This is a genomic window from Burkholderia sp. Z1 (assembly GCF_014893795.1).
Classification (GTDB): domain Bacteria; phylum Pseudomonadota; class Gammaproteobacteria; order Burkholderiales; family Burkholderiaceae; genus Burkholderia; species Burkholderia theae.
Genome location: NZ_JACFYL010000002.1, coordinates 2,681,711 through 2,698,814, shown reverse-complemented (window position 1 = coordinate 2,698,814; position 17,104 = coordinate 2,681,711). Strand labels below are relative to the sequence as shown.

15 protein-coding genes are annotated in these 17,104 nt (G+C 67.4%); 4 read left to right on the top strand and 11 right to left on the bottom strand.

Going from position 1 to position 17,104, the window contains the following annotated elements; all coding sequences use genetic code 11:
* Positions 1-93: 93 nt before the first annotated feature.
* The 6 genes from H3H55_RS28945 to H3H55_RS28920 form a co-directional block, all read right to left on the bottom strand.
* The gene (locus H3H55_RS28945) at positions 94-558 is read right to left on the bottom strand and encodes a YybH family protein (RefSeq protein WP_193102214.1); all 465 of its coding nucleotides are present in this window, start codon (positions 556-558) and stop codon (positions 94-96) included.
* Positions 559-691: 133 nt separating this feature from the next.
* Positions 692-1,546, bottom strand: a complete 855-nt coding sequence (locus H3H55_RS28940; RefSeq protein ID WP_193101191.1) for a DJ-1/PfpI family protein — start codon at positions 1,544-1,546, stop codon at positions 692-694.
* A 153-nt stretch (positions 1,547-1,699) separates the two neighbouring features.
* Complete coding sequence (locus tag H3H55_RS28935) at positions 1,700-2,446, bottom strand: SDR family oxidoreductase (protein ID WP_129516673.1); 747 nt, start codon at positions 2,444-2,446, stop codon at positions 1,700-1,702.
* A 428-nt stretch (positions 2,447-2,874) separates the two neighbouring features.
* The gene (locus H3H55_RS28930; protein ID WP_096475021.1) at positions 2,875-3,645 is read right to left on the bottom strand and encodes an ABC transporter substrate-binding protein; all 771 of its coding nucleotides are present in this window, start codon (positions 3,643-3,645) and stop codon (positions 2,875-2,877) included.
* A 141-nt stretch (positions 3,646-3,786) separates the two neighbouring features.
* Positions 3,787-5,016, bottom strand: coding sequence for a cyanate transporter (locus tag H3H55_RS28925; protein ID WP_193101190.1), 1,230 nt, complete (start codon positions 5,014-5,016; stop codon positions 3,787-3,789).
* A 218-nt stretch (positions 5,017-5,234) separates the two neighbouring features.
* Positions 5,235-6,104, bottom strand: a complete 870-nt coding sequence (locus tag H3H55_RS28920) for a helix-turn-helix transcriptional regulator (protein WP_193101189.1) — start codon at positions 6,102-6,104, stop codon at positions 5,235-5,237.
* Between the two features lie 95 nt (positions 6,105-6,199).
* On the opposite strand from H3H55_RS28920, the gene H3H55_RS28915 reads away from it, so the two are divergent.
* On the top strand, positions 6,200-7,093 hold the full coding sequence (locus H3H55_RS28915) for an SDR family oxidoreductase (RefSeq protein WP_193101188.1): 894 nt from the start codon (positions 6,200-6,202) through the stop codon (positions 7,091-7,093).
* A 47-nt stretch (positions 7,094-7,140) separates the two neighbouring features.
* Here the strand turns inward: H3H55_RS28915 and H3H55_RS28910 are convergent, their stop codons facing one another.
* Entirely contained in the window at positions 7,141-8,130 is a 990-nt protein-coding gene (locus H3H55_RS28910) for a zinc-dependent alcohol dehydrogenase family protein (protein WP_193101187.1), read from the bottom strand.
* Between the two features lie 270 nt (positions 8,131-8,400).
* On the opposite strand from H3H55_RS28910, the gene H3H55_RS28905 reads away from it, so the two are divergent.
* Complete coding sequence (locus H3H55_RS28905) at positions 8,401-11,394, top strand: non-ribosomal peptide synthetase (RefSeq protein WP_193101186.1); 2,994 nt, start codon at positions 8,401-8,403, stop codon at positions 11,392-11,394.
* A 109-nt stretch (positions 11,395-11,503) separates the two neighbouring features.
* On the opposite strand, the gene H3H55_RS28900 is transcribed toward H3H55_RS28905, so the two are convergent.
* The 4 genes from H3H55_RS28900 to H3H55_RS28885 all read right to left on the bottom strand — a co-directional run bounded on the left by H3H55_RS28900 (position 11,504) and on the right by H3H55_RS28885 (position 15,189).
* Positions 11,504-12,406 (bottom strand): LysR family transcriptional regulator, encoded by a 903-nt coding sequence (locus H3H55_RS28900; protein WP_193101185.1) that lies wholly within the window; start codon positions 12,404-12,406, stop codon positions 11,504-11,506.
* A gap of 86 nt (positions 12,407-12,492) precedes the next feature.
* Complete coding sequence (locus tag H3H55_RS28895) at positions 12,493-13,872, bottom strand: FAD-containing oxidoreductase (RefSeq protein WP_193101184.1); 1,380 nt, start codon at positions 13,870-13,872, stop codon at positions 12,493-12,495.
* Between the two features lie 226 nt (positions 13,873-14,098).
* Positions 14,099-14,677, bottom strand: coding sequence for a hypothetical protein (locus H3H55_RS28890; RefSeq protein ID WP_193101183.1), 579 nt, complete (start codon positions 14,675-14,677; stop codon positions 14,099-14,101).
* A gap of 47 nt (positions 14,678-14,724) precedes the next feature.
* The gene (locus tag H3H55_RS28885; protein WP_193101182.1) at positions 14,725-15,189 is read right to left on the bottom strand and encodes a GNAT family N-acetyltransferase; all 465 of its coding nucleotides are present in this window, start codon (positions 15,187-15,189) and stop codon (positions 14,725-14,727) included.
* Between the two features lie 152 nt (positions 15,190-15,341).
* On the opposite strand from H3H55_RS28885, the gene H3H55_RS28880 reads away from it, so the two are divergent.
* Both H3H55_RS28880 and H3H55_RS28875 read left to right on the top strand, forming a co-directional pair.
* Positions 15,342-15,980: a LysE family translocator gene (locus tag H3H55_RS28880; protein WP_129516682.1), complete on the top strand. Its 639-nt coding sequence runs from the start codon at positions 15,342-15,344 to the stop codon at positions 15,978-15,980.
* 352 nt (positions 15,981-16,332) lie between these two features.
* Positions 16,333-17,097, top strand: a complete 765-nt coding sequence (locus H3H55_RS28875) for a DUF3348 domain-containing protein (protein ID WP_193101181.1) — start codon at positions 16,333-16,335, stop codon at positions 17,095-17,097.
* Positions 17,098-17,104: the final 7 nt, after the last annotated feature.

Here is a 17,104-nt window from a genome sequence, read left to right as displayed (position 1 = left end):
TCAGCGCGTCACTTTCCCACTCCGATGGATCAGGCCACTGCGGTTTGACCTACCGCCCGGGAGACTTTCATCGACACCGACGAGCGTCGGGTTTCAGGGGGCGTAACTGTTCCAGATGTCGCGATGCAGCTTCCAGGTGTCGCCCTGCTTCACGAAGACAAGGATCTGCTTGCCGCGATATTTGAGCTTGCCGCCCTGATCGCGGATCTCGGCATCCGACACTTCGGTCACCATCCGGTCGTTGCCGTAGAACTCGTAGTTGTCGAAGGATACGGTGCCAGGCCTGGATCCCGAATATCCTTTGGTGAAATACGCGACGATCGCGCCGGGGCCGGTGACCCGGTCGCCCCCGGGCGGTAACAGTGCGCCGTCTTCGGTATAGAGGCGACCTATCGCAGCGTAATCACCTCGCGCGAAGGCGTCCGCCCATCGTGCATTTTCGGCTTTGATGGCCGCTTCGGGCGGACGCTGGGCGTCACTTGCCGTTGCAGGTGGCGCAACAGCGAAAAGGGCGATGCAGGCTGCAAGGGCAGCAAAACAATGACGAGTCTGTCGCATTCGATGATTTCCGATCTTGGCTTGAATTGAAGTGGGCCGCACCGGCTTGGGCCGACGGGGCGTGCAGACCATGCCGGTTGCGGCCTTCATCGAGGCCCGCGGTGTGGCCTCGCGCACAACGCGTGGAAGCGTTTCAGCGAACACCTGGAATGCGTGCGAGTCCCTTGGATGCGCCCGGCAGTTTCTGGTCGACCATCGCGATGAGTTCTGGCCGGGCATCTCGGGGATGGCCGGAATGGAACGGCGGCGCGGGATCGTATTCGATCACGAGTTGCGTGAATTCGGCGGCCTGTTGACCGCGCAGTTTCGCGGCCACGCGAAGGGCGAAGTCGATGCCCGCCGTCACGCCGCCGCCGCTCATGAAGCGGCCGTTGTCGTCTTCCACGAAGCGATCCGGAACGGGGATGGCGCCATATTCGGACAGCTTGTTGACGAAGGCCCAATGGCAGGCGCTGCGCTTGCCCTTGAGAATGCCCGTTGCAGCGAGCACGAGCGACCCGTTGCACACCGACGTCACATGGTCGGCGCGCTCGGCCAGACGCCGGATCTGCGCTTGACATGCCGGCTGCATCGGCGCCGTCAGATTGGATCCGCCGGGGACCAGAATCAGGCCTGCCTTCTCGATATCGGCTAGTCGTTCGGTCTTGCCATACATGACGCCGAATTCGAGCGGCACATAACCGCCATCGAGGCTCGCATAGCGAACGTTCGTGTTCGGTAGCCGGTGAAAGATCTCGCTGGGGCCGGCGAAATCGAGCAGTGTCCCGCCGGGATAGACCGCGATGACGATGTCGAGCGGATCGGACGGCGAGAGCATCCCGTCGTTGCCCGCCTGCGCAAAAGCGGAAGTGGGGCGGCCAAGCAGGGTTCCGCCTCCCAGGATGGCGCCGAGCGTGGCGAGGCTGCCAAGCTTGAGCACATCGCGGCGGGAACGGTCCGCGCCAATCGGCCGCTGGCCGGACGCGTTGTTTTCGCTATTGTCGGTCAAGATATTTTCTCCTTGTACGTCGGCCCCGTCTGCGAGCGCAGCCAGGTCGGGCCGGATTGCCGGACCGCCACGACGAAAGGCGCGGCGGGCATGTGATTCACACGGGGAGGCGCCGGGATGTCGTGCAGGGCTCCGACATCGGAAACCGAAGCCTCAAAGTTGCGACGCACCGCCATCGACGACCAGTTCGGTGCCGACGACGTAGGAGGATTCGTCGCTGGCGAGATAAAGCGCCGCGTAGGCAATGTCCTCGGCCTTTCCCATGTGGCCCACCGGGATAGCCTTGGCGAACTCGGCCTTGCGGTCGCGAACCCATTCTTCGGACATCCCCCACTTGCTGATCAGGGGCGTGTCCATCGCGCCGGGAGCGATCGCGTTGAAGCGGATCTTGCGGTCGAGAAACTCGTAGGACCAGCTGCGGGCAAGGGATCGGACGGCCGCCTTCGCCGCGGCGGTCAACGAGATGCCATGCTTGCCGGTCTGCGCGACGAACGATGTATTGAGGATGACTGAGGAACCCTCTCGCAAGATCGGGAGCGCCGCCTGGAGCGTATACACCACGCCCTTGACGTTGATGTCCAGGATCTCGTCATAGAGTGCCTCGTCGATGTCGTTGATTGCCGACGGGAACGCCCGACCCGCATTGGCGAACACGACATCCAGCCCACCGAACTGCTCTTTCACTTCCGCGGCAATCGCCCGCATGTCCGCGATCGAACGGACGTCGCCCTTGAGAACGAGCGCGTTCTCGCCAAGCTCGGCCTTCACGCGTTCAAATACGGCATCGTCGCGACCCGTAACCGCTACGCGGGCGCCTTCGGCAATGAAGAGCCTGGCGGTTGCAAGACCGATGCCACTCGTACCACCGGTGATCAAAGCTGACTTGTTCCTGAGCCTCATCGTGTGTTCCTTTCTCTGCCTCGTGATTGACCAAGCCGACGGTTCAAAGCGCAATCTTTTCGGTGCACTTGACTCGTCTTCCATGCCAATTATGAAAGGCGACACAGAAGGCTCAAAGGTCGTATAACCCTCAAAAAACGTCACGTGGTCGCAGGCGGCTGGTCAAACGTCGGGCGGACTCACTTCCACGTTTGATCCGCGAATGGTCGGCGAGATACGGACCGTGATGAAGACGCTGGCGCGCGCGGGAACATGACGAGGGTCGTCGTTGCGCACGCAACGGCCAAGGTTGGACCGAAGGCGCCGTGATCCGCGAATGGCTGCTGCGTCTTCAGATACCGCCGCCCAAAAAAAAGAGGCGCCGCGCACTCATGCACGACGCCCCTTCGCCTTCTCCGCCGGCCGTCACCGGCCAACTCGCCATCGCGTCAATTGTAGATATCGAACGAGAAATACTTCTTCGCGATGCGCTGGTAAGTCCCATCCTGAATCAGGCTCGCAAGCGCCTGGTTGATCTGCGTGCGCAGCGCATCATCGTCCTTGCGCACACCGATCGCCGAACCGACACCGAGCGTCTTCGGATCATGCAATGCCGGCCCCGCGAATTCGAAGTTCGCCCCCTTCGCGGTCTTCAGGAAACCGAGGTCGGCCTGCACCGACGATTGCAGCGACGCGTCGAGCCGGCCCGATAGCAGGTCCTGGTACACGAGATCCTGCGTCTGGTACGTGCGGACGATCACGCCCTTCGGTTCCCAGTACGTGCGCGCGTAGGTCTCCTGCGTCGAACCCTGCTCGACGCCGACGCTCTTGCCCTGCAGCGACTCGGGCGTCGGCTGCAGGTTCGAGCCGCGCCGCGCGACGAGACGCGGCGGCACGTTGTTGATCTTGTCCGTGAACGCGATCTGCGCGAGTCGTTTCTCGGTCACGCTCATCGACGACAGCACGCCGTCGAACTTGCGCGCCTTCAACGCGGGGATCATCCCGTCGAACGCGTTCTCGACCCATACGCAGCGCACCTTCATCCGTTCGCAGATCGCGTTGCCGAGATCGATGTCGAAGCCGACGAGCTTGCCGTCGGGCGCGAGCGATTCGAACGGCGCATAACTGGGATCGACGCCGAGGCGCAGGACCGCCGGGTCTTTCGCGGCGGCGGCGCCTGCCGTCAGCGCGAGCGCGACGGCCAGAACGAGCTTTTTCATTTGTGTCTCCAATACCGATTGATTGTGTTTGTCGTGAAGCGAACAGCGGCCGATGGGCGTGACGGCCCGCGCCCGGCCATGCGCGGGCGGCTGGACGGTCGCCGGAAGAGGCCGGCGAACGCCCGGATCAGGAAATCGGGTTCAGTGCGCGGCGCCGGTGATGCGCACCATGCTGTGCCGGTAGCCGGCGGGCGAGAACGCGGCGTTCAGCGCGGCCATCGCCGCGATTACGGCGATGTGCATCCACCACGCGATCGCGAAGCCGCCGCCCGCGTCGCGCAGCCAGCCGATCAGCCAGGGGCTCGCCGCCACCGTCAGGAAGCCGACGCCCTGCACGAACGCGGCGAGCGCGCCCGCGAGCCGCGCGTCGTGCAGGTGATCGAGCGTGACGATCAGGCTCATCGAGAAGAAGCCGCCGAGACCGAGGCCGACGCTCGCGACCCACAGCCACGGCGCGAACGCGGGCAGCGTCGCGAACCCGACGAAGCCGGTCGCCTGTAGCGCGAGCGTGAGCCACAGCACGTTGCGCCGGTCGGGCGAACGTTTCGCGAGCATCGGCATTGCGAGCGCGCCGGTCGCCTGGAACAGCGCCATCCATGCGAACAGGTTGCCGCTCGCCTGTGGGCTCATGCCGACGCCGCGGTAGAACGCGGGCAGCCACGCGACGAGGCTCGCGTAGCCGCTGTTGCTGAGGCCGAAGAACAGCGCGAGCTGCCATGCGCGCGGAATGCGTGCGAACGCGGTGATCGAGGTCGAGGCGGCCGTCGCGTGCACGGTGTCGTGCGGCGCCTTCGCGCGCCACAGCGCGAGCGTGACGAACGCGGGCACGGCCCACACGGCGAGCGCGAGATGCCAGCCGCCGTGCACGGCGAGCCACGGGCTCGCGACCGCGCCGAATGCGCCGCCGCCGACCAGCGCGGCCGAATAGAGCCCCATCGCGAGCGGCAGCCGGTCGACGAACCAGCGTTTCGCGAGGCCCGGCACGAGCGCCTGGACCACGGCGACGCCGGCGCCCGCGACGATCGCGGTCGCGATCAGGCCCGCACTGCCGCCGGCCCACAGGCGCGCGGTGCAGCCGGCCGCGATCAGCGCCAGCGCGGCGGTCAGCGCGCGCTGCTCGCCGAAGCGCCGTGCGAGCCCGACGCCGACACCGGCCACGACCCCCATCAGCACGAACGGCAGCGTGGTCAGCAGCGCGGCCGCACGGAAGCCGAGGCCCGTGTCGGCGCGCACGACGTCGAGCACGGGGCCGAACGCGGTCAGGAACGGACGCAGGTTGAGGCCGGCGAGTACCAGCAGCGCGAGCGCGCCATAGGACACGGAAGCCGCATGCGGGCGGTGTACGGCTTGCGCGGTGCCGGGATCGGTCATCGGGGATGCTCCAGGGAAGGGCCGGTGGCCCTGTGATGCGATGCCGAAAGGGTAAGCGCGCGCTACGCCAGGTGAAAATTAAATATTCGACTGGGAATCAGTGCGGATTGCGATGGGATCGCGCGGGGCGATGGGGACGGATGGGCGCGGCCGGCGGGGCGGGCTGCGCCGCGCGGTGCATGGCCCGCGACGCAGCCGTCGCTCCGGATTACGCGTGGTCATGCAGCCGGCACTTGCTGCGCGCCGGCCTGTTCACGTGCCTGTTCTCGGGCCGCGACGAGCGCCCGGATGCGCGCGCGGTCGGCCGCCGTCGAGGGCGTGAAGATCACGAGGCTCAGGTCGGGGCGGCCGATCACCGAGAACGCCGAATACTCGAGCGCGATCCGGCCGGCTTTCGGATGGCGGATCTCTTTCGTCCCTTCGTCATGCGAATGGATATCGTGGTCGCGCCACATCGCGTCGAATTCGGCGCTCGCCGCGCGCATCTCGTCGACGAACGCCTGGACGGCCTGCGTCGCGCCGCTGCGCGCGACGTCGGCGCGAAACGCGCCCACCGCGAATTGCGCGACGCGCGCCCAGTTCGACTGCGCCGCGCGCACGCGCGGATCGACGAAGATCAGCCGCAGGATGTTGCGCGCGGACGGTTGCAGCGTGGCATAGTCGGTCAGCGTCGCGGCCGCCGCGTCGTTCCATGCGACGACGTCCCACGTCGCCGTGCGCACGATCGCGGGGCTCGCGTCGAGCGAATCGAGCACGTGCTGCAAACGCGGCGTCACGCTGGCGGGTGCGTGATAGCGCACCTCGGGCGGATGGCCGACGCCGATCAGGAACAGGTGCTCGCGTTCCGCTTCGTTCAGCATCAGCGCACGGGCGAGCCGATCGAGCACGTCGGCCGACGGCGCGCCGCCGCGCCCCTGTTCGAGCCACGTGTACCACGCGGCACTCACGTGCGCGCGCTGCGCGACTTCCTCGCGTCGCAGGCCCGGCGTGCGGCGGCGCGTGGCCGGCAGCCCGAGCGCGGCCGGGTCGAGTTTCTCGCGGCGGTCCCGCAGGTACGCGCCGAGCAGGTTGTCGGGGGCCTCAGCCATATCCTGTTAGTTCGTTTACCGGTAAACCGTCACGACTTCACCGCGAGCGGCCGTCGACAGATAGTAAGCCTCCATTCCACCCGGAGGGTTTGAACATGCGTGTCTTTGTCACTGGAGCGTCGGGATTCGTCGGCGCCGCCGTCGTTGCCGAACTCGTTGCCGCCGGGCACTCGGTGCTCGGTCTCGCGCGGTCCGATGCAGCCGCCGCGTCGGTTTCGGCCGCCGGCGCCGACGTGCATCGCGGGTCGCTGGAGGATCACGACAGCCTGACGCGCGGCGCCGACGCCGCCGATGCGGTAATCCATACGGGATTCAATCACGACTTCTCGCGCTTCGCGCAGAACTGCGAGCTCGACCGTCGCGCGATCGAAGCGATCGGCGCGGTGCTCGCGGGCTCGGCACGGCCGCTGGTCGTCACGTCGGGCCTCGCGCTCGTCGCGCCCGGACGCGAGGCGACGGAGGACGATCCGCACGTGCCGGTGTCGTCGGGTTATCCGCGTGCGTCCGAAGCCACCGCGGCCGCGCTGGAAGCGCGCGGCGTGCATGCGTCGGTCGTGCGCCTGCCGCCGTCCGTGCACGGCGACGGCGACCACGGCTTCGTGCCGCGCCTGATTGCGTTCGCCAGGGAAAAGGGCGCGTCGGCCTATCTCGGCGACGGCGGCAATCGCTGGCCGGCCGTGCACCGGCTCGACGCGGCGCGCGTGTACCGGCTCGCGGTCGAGCGCGGCGCGGCCGGCGCGCGCTATCACGCGGTCGACGATACGGGGGTGCCGTTCCGCGAGATCGCGGCGGTGATCGGCCGCCGGCTGAACCTGCCGGTCGTCGCGAAATCGAGCGCGGACGCGGGCGAGCACTTCGGCTGGTTCGCGATGTTCGCGGGGATGGATGCGCCGGCAACCAGCGAGCGCACGCGTGCATCGCTCGACTGGGCACCGACGCAGCCGGGGCTGCTGGCCGATATCGACCGGCCGCGGTACTTCGAAAGCTGAGCGGGCGGCGCGGCGGCTCGCCGAGGCCGCCGCCCGCCATGCGCCGCTCAGACCGTGACGACGATCTTCCCGACCTGTGCGCCGGCTTCCATGTACCGATGCGCTTCGGCGATGTCGTCGAACGCGAACGTGCGGTCGATCAGCGGCTTCAGTGCGCCGGCCGCGAGCCCGTCGACGATGAAGCGCTTCGCGCGTTCGAGCCGCTGCGCGTTGCCGGCGATCTCGAACAGCTCGTAGCCGCGCAGCGTCAGGTGGCGCGCGAGCAGGTCCATCACCGGCACCGGGATGTCGCGCGTGTCGAGCGCGCCGTACTGGAAGAACGTGCCGTGGGGGCGCAGCGCGCGCAGCAGGTTGGCCGCGTCGGGGCCGCCGACCGGATCGAACACGATGCGCGCGCCGCTGCCGCCCGTCATCTCCGCCACCTGCTGCGGCAGGTCGGCGGGGCTGCCGACGATCACGTGCGCGGCACCCGCGTCGAGCAACGCCTGGCGCTTCGATTCGCCGCGCGTCAGCGCGATCGGCACCGCGCCGATATGGTTCGCGACCTGGATCGCCGCCTGCCCGACGCTGCTCGACGCGGCGCCGATCAGCACCGCGTCGCCGCGCTGCAGCCCGCCGAGTTCGATCAGCGCGCCGTAGGCCGTGACGAACATCATCCAGGTCGCGGCCGCTTCCTCGAACGACAGGCTGTCCGGATGCCTGACGACCGCATGCGCGGGCACGTTGACCACCTCGCCGTACATCCCGTAGTCGGCAAACGAGAACGCCGGCACGACGCTCACCGCGTCGCCTTCCGCGAATGCCGTCACGTTGCGGCCGACCGCCGCGACGACGCCCGACGCTTCATAACCGAGCGATGCGGGCAAGCGCGGCATGAACGTGTATTCGCCGCTGCGGTACATCACTTCCGCGCGATTCAGGCCGATTGCCTTCACGCGCAACTGGATGTCGTCCGGCCCGGGCGCGGGCACGTCGACGGTGTCGATCTGCAGCACGTCGGGGCCGCCGATGCGATGGAAACGAACGATGCGGGACATGGATTGCTCCTTCGATGAACGGGGGTTGATGAAGGAGCACTGTAGGCGCGTGACCGCGCCGGATAAACGCGTGACGAAATCATTGATTGTTATTCGAAGAATAACAATCAGCCGCGTGCCGTCGCGGACCCGGAACATCGTCGAATGCTTCGCCAAATGCATCAAATCATCCCGGCGTTTCGCGATGCGTGATGACCGCGTGTGAAATTGCTTTTTGTTTGTCGCCGCCTATATTGAGATCTGTTGTTTTCGATATGAGGAATAAAAACGATGACTACTCAATCGAACGTGCTCGATAAATTCAAAATGCGTGCGGCCTGCGGGGGACACAGGCCGGCCGTGGTCTCCGGGCACGAAACCCTGAGTTACGAGGCGCTGGACCGTTTGAGTGACGCGGTTGCCGATGCATTGCAGGACCGGGGAATCGGACGCGGCAGCCTGGTGCCGATCGAGGCGTCGCGCAACGCGCACTTCGTTGTCGGCATCCTCGGCATCCTGAAAGCGGGCGCGACCTATGTGCCGATCGACGACCGCTATCCGGATGCCCGCAAGGACACCATCCTGCGCGAATGCAATGCCGCGCTGGTCTTGACGGCCGGCGCGGCACCGCGGAATGCGGCCATCCCGTTCGCTTGCGTGGCCGACCTGAGTGCGCGGCGACCGGATCGGGACGCCGCGCGTGCGACGCCCCGTTTCGATGCGCGGGACGGCGCGATCTATGTGATCTTCACGTCCGGTTCCACCGGGGCGCCGAAAGGCGTGATCGTCGAACACGCCGCGGTGGCGGCACTCGTCGATTGGCACAATACGCGTTTCGCGATGAACGCCGACAGCCGTGCGACGCTGATGGCCGGCCTCGGCTTCGACGTATCGCAGTGGGAAATCTGGTCGACCCTTGCTTCGGGCGCGACGCTGTTTTTACCCGACGATGAAACGCGCCTCGACGCCGACGCGCTGGTGGGCTTCTTCGCCCGTCACCGGATCACGCATGCGTACGTGCCCACCGTGATGGTTGCCGATGTGGTGGGCGTCGGGCAGCCGGCGGAACTGACGCTGCAATACTTGTTTACCGCCGGCGAAAAGCTGGGCCCGATCGATACCCGCGGGATCGATTACACGGTCATCGACTACTACGGGCCGACCGAAGCGACGATCTTCGCGACTTGCCACGTCGTTCCGGACGCGGCGCTCGGCCGTCCGGACTCGATTGGGCGGCCCATCGACGGCACCGAGATCCTGATCCTGAACGACGCACTGGAATCCGTGACGGCGGACGAGGTCGGCGAGATCTGCATCGGCGGGCGCAGCCTGGCCCGCGGCTACCTGGGCAACCCTGCGTTGACCCGCGAGAAATTCCGTCCGCATCCGCAGCGTCCGGACCAGATCGTCTATCACACCGGCGATCTCGGGCGCTGGCTGAACGATGGCTCGATCCAGTTCCTCGGGCGCCTGGACGATCAGGTCAAGATCCGGGGCAATCTGGTCGAGCTGAGTGAAATTCACGCCGCGCTCGTCGGGTCCGGCGAGGTACGCAAGGCAGTGGTGCTGGCGTTGCCCGGCGCGGCCGGAACCGGGCCGGAACTGGTCGCGTTTGTCGTGCCGCGCGAATCCGGCGCGTCGCCCGCGCGTGTCGTCGACGCGCTCAAGGCGAGCGTGCGGCAAACGCTGCCCGACTACATGTGGCCCGTCAGCCATGTGCTGCTGGACGACCTGCCGATGACGGTGAACGGCAAGACCGACCGAGCCGCGCTCGAACATCGTTACCGTGCGGAACAGCGCAACCGGACGGAGCGGGAACCGTACACCGCCGTCGAGCGGATCGTGGCCGATGCATTCGTCGCGTTGATCGGACATGCGTCCTTTCGGAAGACCGACAGTTTTTTCGACATTGGCGGAAATTCGCTGCTGACCGCGAAGCTCGCACGGGCGCTGTCGGATGCCGTGGGGACGAAGATGCTGATCCGGGACGTCTACGAGCATCCATCGGTGGAGCGGCTCGCGGGCGAGATCGAGCGGCGTGTCGCCGTGGTGGCACCCGAGATCGAGCGCGAGCCCGTTTATGTGCTGGCGAACGATATCCGCATACCGGAGCAGGCGGATTTCAGCGGTGCCTTCGACACGGCGCTGCTGGCGCGTCCGCGCACGATCCTGCTGACGGGTGCGACGGGATTCGTCGGGGTGCACTTGCTGGCCGAACTGCTCGCGACGACGTCGGCGGTGGTGCATTGCGTGGTGCGTGCGCAGGATGCCGCCGCGGCGCGCGTGCGGATCGACGAGAAGCTGCATGCCTACGACGTGAACCTCGGGCCGGACGCGCGATCGCGCATCCGCGTGTGGGCGGGCGACTTCACGCAGCCGCGCTTGGGCATGAACGAGCACGACTACGCGGTGCTGGCGGACGAAATCGACATCGTTTACCACTCCGCCAGCGCGGTCAATTTCATCCAGCCGTATTCGTACATGAAGAAGATCAACGTGGACGGCATGTTCGAGGTCCTTGCGTTCGCCGGGTGCCGGCGAACCAAGGCGCTGATCCTGCTGTCGACGATCTCGGTGTACAGCTGGGGGCATCGCTTCACCGGCAAGACGATGATGACCGAAGCGGACGACATCGATCAGAACCTGCCGGCGGTGCTCGAGGACATCGGCTATACGCGCAGCAAATGGGTGATGGAGAAGATGGGTGATCTGGCCGCGCAGCGCGGCCTGCCGCTGATGACCTTCCGGCTCGGATACGCGACGTTTCACGGCGAGACCGGCGTGAGCGCGGATTATCAGTGGTGGGGGCGGTTGGTGAAGACATGCATTGCGCTCGGTGCCGTGCCGGATCTGCAGGACCTGCGCGAAGGGCTGACGAGCGTGGATTACATGACGAAAGCGCTGGCACGGATTTCACGCAATCCGGCGGCGCTGGGGCTGAAATTCAACCTGATCAATTCACCCGAGACCGACCTGACGCTGAGGGAATTCTTCTCGAGGCTGGAACGCTACTTCGGTCTGCGGTTTCAGGTCGTGCCGTTCCGTGAATGGCGCGATGCGTGGAAGTCGGATATCGACGCGCCGCTCTATCCGTTATTGAGCCTGTTCGACGACAACATTCGCGACGGCATGAGTACCGCCGAGCTCTACCAGAACAATTACGTGTGGGACTGCCGCAATGTAATCGAATTTCTCGACGGCAGCGGGATCGAGCAGCCGGCATTTTCCCGGGAGCAGCTGGCGCGGTACCTGGAGCGGTCGCTGGGTTATCGCGTCGCGCGGTGACGCACGCAACGCGGTCGCGTGGAAGTCGCGCCCGGACCTTCGTCCGGATCCATCGGGCTGCAAGCGTATCGTCTTCGTCGACTGCGTTCGTGCAGGTTCATGACCGGTTCTACACCGGATAGCGGCGCGCGATCAGCTCGGTCAGCCAGTCGATGAACGCGCGCACCTTGTCGGGCAGATGCGCGCGGTTCGGGTACAGCACCGAAATCGGCTTCGGCACGGCCGGCACGCCGGGCAGCAGTTCGATCAAGTGCCCCGAGTCGATGCTCGGCTGCAGCGCGGGCCGCAGCGCATGCACGATGCCGAGGCCGGCCAGCCCGCAGGACAGCAGCGCTTCCGAGTTGTTCGTGAGCAGGCTGCTCGCGAGCTTCAGCGCGACGGTTTCGCCGTTCGGGCGGAACGTCCATTCGAGCACCCGGCGATTGCTGCCGGTAAAGAAGTTGACGGCCCGATGCGCGCGCAGATCGTCGAGCGTGCGCGGCAACCCGTGGCGGGAAATATACGCGGGCGATGCGCACGTGACCATCGGCACGGCGCCGACCGTGCGCGCGACCATGCTCGAATCCTTCAGTGTGCCGACCCGCACGACGCAGTCGATGCCTTCGCCGATCAGGTCGGACGGCTGGTCGCTCGCGCCGAGCACGAGCTCGATCTGCGGATAGCGCTGCTGGAAATCGGGCAGCGCCGGAATCACGACCGTCTTCGCAAGCGCGAGCGCGATGTCGAGCCGCAGCCGGCCCTTCGGCGCCGCGCGCTGCTTGGGGAACGACGCGAACGCGTCGTCGATGCTGCCGAGCAACTGCACGCAGCGCGCGTAAAACGCCTCGCCTTCGGCGGTCACGCTGACGCGGCGCGTGCTGCGGTTCAGCAGCCGGATGCCGAGTTCCTGTTCGAGCTGTTGCACGGCTTTCGTCACGGCCGGCCGATGCAGTTGCAGCGCGTCCGCGGCTTGCGTGAAGTTGCCGCGTTCGACGATCTGTACGTAGATCTGCATCGTTTGCAGGCGGTCCATGGCGTTCCCGGGTGTCGTGGCGAGCGGCCATCTTCGCACACCGTCCGACCCCGGTGAAACGCCGATGCATGGCTGCCCGCCACGCGTCATTCGACCGGATGCAGATCCTGCAGCAGCGTCGGCACCAGCTCCGACACGGTCGGGTGGATGTGCATCGCGCGGCTGATCGTCGTGTACGGCGCGCCGGCGGTCATCACGTCGAGCATGCCGTGCACGACTTCGTCGCCCGTCACGCCGAGGATCGACGCGCCGAGGATCGCGTGGCTGTCCGCGTCGACGATCACCTTCATGAAACCCTGGCTCTCGCCTTTTTCCACCGCGCGGCCGACGCGCGTCATCGGGCGCGTGCCGACCAGCAGCCGGCGGCCCGTCTGCTTCGCTTCCGCGAGCGTCATGCCGACCCGGCCGAGCGGCGGATCGATATACATCGCGTATGCGGTGATGCGGTCGGACACCTTGCGCGGATCGTCGTCGAGCAGGTTGGCCGCGACGATCTCGTAGTCGTTGTACGCGGTGTGCGTGAACGCGCCGCGCCCGTTGCAGTCGCCGAGCGCCCAGATGCCGGGCACGTTCGTGCGTAGCTGCTCGTCGACCTCGATATAACCGCGCGCGTCGGTCGCGACGCCCGCGCGGTCGAGCCCGAGATCGTCGGTGTTCGGCACGCGCCCGACCGCGAGCAGCAGGTGGGAGCCCGCGACCTCGCGGCCGCCGCCTGCGCAGTCGAGGCCGACCACGATATTGCTGCCGTCGCGCCGCGCGCTCAGGCAGGTCGCGTCGAGCTGCACGTCGATCCCTTCGTTTTCGAGAATCTCGCGCACGGCCTGCGATACGTCTTCGTCCTCGCGGCGGATCAGGCGCGAGCCCTTCTCGACGATCGTGACCTTCGACCCGAAGCGGCGGTACATCTGGCCGAATTCGAGCCCGACGTAGCTGCCGCCGACGATCACGAGATGCTCGGGCAGGAAGTCGACGTCCATCATCGTCGAGTTGGTCAGGTACGGCACCGAATCGAGGCCCGGCATCGGCGGTACCAGCGCGCGTCCGCCGACGTTGATGAAGATGCGTTCGGCTTCGAGCAGCGCGTCGCCCACGCGCACCGTGTTGGCGCGCTCGAAGCGGGCGTGACCCTGGAACACGGTGGTGTTCGCGAGCCCGCGCACCCATTGCTCGACGCCGTGGGTTGAGCGGCCGGAGATCTGGTCCTTGCGCGCCTTCACGGCCTTCATGTCGACGGTGACGGGGCCGCCGACCGACACGCCGTATTCGCCGGCGCGCCGCGCGAGCTGCGCGGCGTATGCGCTTGCGATCAGCGTCTTGGTCGGGATGCAGCCGGTGTTCACGCAGGTGCCGCCGAAGCGGCCGCGCTCGATGATCGCGACCTTCATCCCGGCGGCCGACAGCCGCGCGGCGAGTGGCGGGCCGGCTTGCCCGGTGCCGATGACGATCGCGTCGAAGTGTTGCGTCATGACGTCCTCCTGCGCGGGTTCTACGTGAGAAGGCGTGCGGGCGAGCCGCGTGCGGTGCCGGCGCGCGGTCGCGCGACGGCGAGCGCCTATGGTAGTCCTGTTGGCATGTGCCCGCGAGTATCCGCGGGGCGGGGAGGCGGCGAGCGCGACAGACGGGCCGCGCACCGGTGCGGGCAGGCGGCGGCCGGCGCACCGCACTCGGTTGCGGCGCGCTTCGCCGGTCGCGTCAGTCCTTGCGTTTCCACTGCGCGAACGACACCGGCTGGTGCGCGTCGGCGCGCGTGACGGTGACGTGGTCGGGCTTGTCGTCGAGCGGATACGAGACGGTGACGATCTGGTTCGAAAATACCCAGCCGTGCGTGCGCGGGTCGTAGCGGAACGTCACGTAGTCGGTCCAGTGCTGCCCGCACGCGACGAAGTTCTGCACGGTGAAATAGCGGCCTTTGACCGAGAGGCCGTTGTCGGCGGCGTCTTCGGGATCGAACGGGTCGCACTGACCGCCGTCGTTCGCGCGCAGGACGACCTCGTCGTTGCGCGCGGCGAGCCGGAATGCGTGATCGGGCTGTTCCTCGAAGATCAGCAGCGGGCGCGGCGACGGCTGCTCACGCGTATCGACCGCGCGATGCACGACGACCAGAAAGCTGTGCCGGCCGTTGCCGAGATCCGGCCCGGCTTGTGCGAGCAGCGGTTGGTAGTCGGGCGGCAGTTGCGCGGCGATCGACTTCGGCAGCTCGGCGGCGCGGGCGCCGGCAGGCAGCGCCGCGAGCAACGGGAGCAGCAGGAGGGACAGGCGGAGGACGCGCATGGCGGGGTGTCGGGTCGAAAGGAGGAAGGGCATGCCGGCCGCGCGGGTCACAGATCGCGCCCGAGAAACTCGGTGCCGGGCACCGGATTGAACGTGACGGGCGGCGCGGGCGTGAAGCCGAGCGAAGCATACAGTTGCCTTGCGGCGACGAACTCGGGCAGCACGTCGAGGCACATGCGCGCATAACCGGCCGTCTTCGCGTCGCGCAGCAGCCGTTCGACGAGCTGGCGGCCGACGTTCAACCCGCGCGCTTCGGGGCGTACATAGACGCGCTTCATCTCGCACGTCGCCGCGTCGATCTCGCGAAACGCCCCGCAGCCGACCACGCGCTCGCCGTGCCACGCGAGCAGCAGCAGCCCGCGCGGCGCCGCGTATTTGCCGGGCAGCGCGGCGATCTCGGGCTCGTAGTCCTGGAATTCGAGGCTGACGGTGGGGCTCGCGATGTACTCGCGGAAGATCGCTTCGACGACGCGGGCGTCGTCGGGATAGCGGGCGGCGCGGATCTCGATCATGGGCGGCGGTGCGGGATGACGGGAAAAACGGCCAGCATAGCAGCGCGCGGACGCTTTCGGCCGCACGGGAAGCGTGCCAGAATCAGCGCTTCGACCGTCGGAAACGACACGCAGGCGTCGGCGAATCGGCGTCGTTGACCAAGGAGACTTCGATGACTGCATCGGCTGCCGTACTCGCCATCCTGGCCGCGCTGTGGCTCGGCGCGATGATTCCGGGCCCGAGTTTCGTGCTGGTTGCCCGCAATTCGATCGGACTGTCGCGCCGCGACGGCCTTGCCACCGCGCTCGGCATGGGCCTGGGCGGCATCGTGTTCGGCGGCGTCGCGCTGGCCGGGCTCTATACGCTGCTGCAGGCCGTCGAATGGCTGTATGTGGGCCTCAAGGTGGCGGGCGGCGCGTACCTGATCTATATGGCATCGAAGATCTGGCGCGGCGCCGACCGGCCGATCGCGATGGACGATCCGCAGGCGATGGCCGCCGGCAGCGCGCGCAAGTCGTTCTTGACGGGCCTCACGACCCAGCTCAGCAACCCGAAGACGGCAATCTGGTATGGCAGCATCTTCGCGGCGCTGCTCCCGCAGCATCCGCCGCTGTGGTGCTACCTCGCGCTGCCGCCGCTCGTATTTGGCGTCGAGTTCGGCTGGTACACGATCGTCGCGCTGTGCTTTTCCACGCGCCGGCCGCGCGAGCTGTACCTGCGCGCGAAGAAGTGGGTCGACCGCATCGCGGCCGGCGCGATCACGCTGCTCGGGCTGCGGCTGATCCTGAACGCGCCGAAAGCGGGGATCTGACCGCTTCGGATTCCGGTTTGCATTGCACGGCGGCTGGCCATTTGCCTGGCCGGCTGCCGGAGCGAGCTGCTCAAACGGCGCCAACGCGCATCCTGTTTCCGGAAACCGTGGGTCGTCCGGAAACGCCGTTTCTTCGTCATCACGCACCTCGCGATGCGCCCGGCAGCCCGATTCCGGCGACTTGCCAGGCTGTCGCCGACTGTCTTCCCGGTTCCCTGTCGCCCCCCGCCGAGCCTTGCGCGGCGGGCGTTCGCGCGTGTCGCCCGGCACGCGCGACGGCGCCGCTTCCCCGATTCTGGCGGTCGACCTCCCGACGCCGTGTAAACTGCTGCCTTTTTTGACGGTTTGCAGCATGGTGCACGCTTCCCCGCGCCCGGCACTGACCGGCCCGACGCTCGTCCGGCTGCTCGCGCGCCTGGCCGACGCCGATGTCGCGGAATCCCGGCAAACGCTGTCCGACCGGCTGAGCCAGTGGCTCGGCTGGACCGACGCGATCACGCTGTCGTCCGCGCTGGGTGCGAGCCCGCCCGGCGTCGCGGCCGGCGTGCGCGGCTACGACGCGGAGCGCGACTTCGCGCGCGTGCGCCACGACCTCGCGCAGGCGATCGCGGCGACCAACCGGCCGCGTTCTCGGCGCCGGCCCGGCGACCTGCCGCCGCCGGCCGCCGACACGGCCGATTTCGCGGACTTCCGCCAGCGTTATCTGTCCCTGCAGCAGGACATGGAAACGGCGATCGGCCAGTTGCGCGGCCGCCTGCGGGGCGCGCTCGCCGCGCGCTCGTCCGGGATGGCGCGGCTCGCGACGCTCGACGCGATCATGGAGCGCGTGCTCGGCGCGCGCGAGCGCAGCCTGCTGTCGGCCGTGCCCGCGCTGCTCGGCACGCGTTTCGGGCGGCTGCGCGACGCGGAACGGCAGGCGCTGGCCGATGCCGAATCCGCTGCTGCCGCCGCCCCCACCGATGACGGCGCGGTCGCCGACGGCGCGGCCGTCAAGGCGCTCGTGCCCGGTGCATGGCTCGACACGTTTCGAGACGAGATGCAAGGCATCCTGCTTGCCGAACTCGAAGTCCGGTTTCAAACGGTAGACGGGCTGCTCGCGGCCCTTCGCACCTGCTAATCAACAC

What these genes read in the sequence shown, in the direction of transcription:
- H3H55_RS28945 (WP_193102214.1), bottom strand. Translation starts at nt 558, where the DNA reads ATGCGACAGACTCGTCATTGTTTTGCTGCCCTTGCAGCCTGCATCGCC.
- H3H55_RS28935 (WP_129516673.1), bottom strand. Translation starts at nt 2,446, where the DNA reads ATGAGGCTCAGGAACAAGTCAGCTTTGATCACCGGTGGTACGAGTGGC.
- H3H55_RS28930 (WP_096475021.1), bottom strand. Translation starts at nt 3,645, where the DNA reads ATGAAAAAGCTCGTTCTGGCCGTCGCGCTCGCGCTGACGGCAGGCGCC.
- H3H55_RS28925 (WP_193101190.1), bottom strand. Translation starts at nt 5,016, where the DNA reads ATGACCGATCCCGGCACCGCGCAAGCCGTACACCGCCCGCATGCGGCT.
- H3H55_RS28920 (WP_193101189.1), bottom strand. Translation starts at nt 6,104, where the DNA reads ATGGCTGAGGCCCCCGACAACCTGCTCGGCGCGTACCTGCGGGACCGC.
- H3H55_RS28915 (WP_193101188.1), top strand. Translation starts at nt 6,200, where the DNA reads ATGCGTGTCTTTGTCACTGGAGCGTCGGGATTCGTCGGCGCCGCCGTC.
- H3H55_RS28910 (WP_193101187.1), bottom strand. Translation starts at nt 8,130, where the DNA reads ATGTCCCGCATCGTTCGTTTCCATCGCATCGGCGGCCCCGACGTGCTG.
- H3H55_RS28905 (WP_193101186.1), top strand. Translation starts at nt 8,401, where the DNA reads ATGACTACTCAATCGAACGTGCTCGATAAATTCAAAATGCGTGCGGCC.
- H3H55_RS28900 (WP_193101185.1), bottom strand. Translation starts at nt 12,406, where the DNA reads ATGGACCGCCTGCAAACGATGCAGATCTACGTACAGATCGTCGAACGC.
- H3H55_RS28895 (WP_193101184.1), bottom strand. Translation starts at nt 13,872, where the DNA reads ATGACGCAACACTTCGACGCGATCGTCATCGGCACCGGGCAAGCCGGC.
- H3H55_RS28890 (WP_193101183.1), bottom strand. Translation starts at nt 14,677, where the DNA reads ATGCGCGTCCTCCGCCTGTCCCTCCTGCTGCTCCCGTTGCTCGCGGCG.
- H3H55_RS28885 (WP_193101182.1), bottom strand. Translation starts at nt 15,189, where the DNA reads ATGATCGAGATCCGCGCCGCCCGCTATCCCGACGACGCCCGCGTCGTC.
- H3H55_RS28880 (WP_129516682.1), top strand. Translation starts at nt 15,342, where the DNA reads ATGACTGCATCGGCTGCCGTACTCGCCATCCTGGCCGCGCTGTGGCTC.
- H3H55_RS28875 (WP_193101181.1), top strand. Translation starts at nt 16,333, where the DNA reads ATGGTGCACGCTTCCCCGCGCCCGGCACTGACCGGCCCGACGCTCGTC.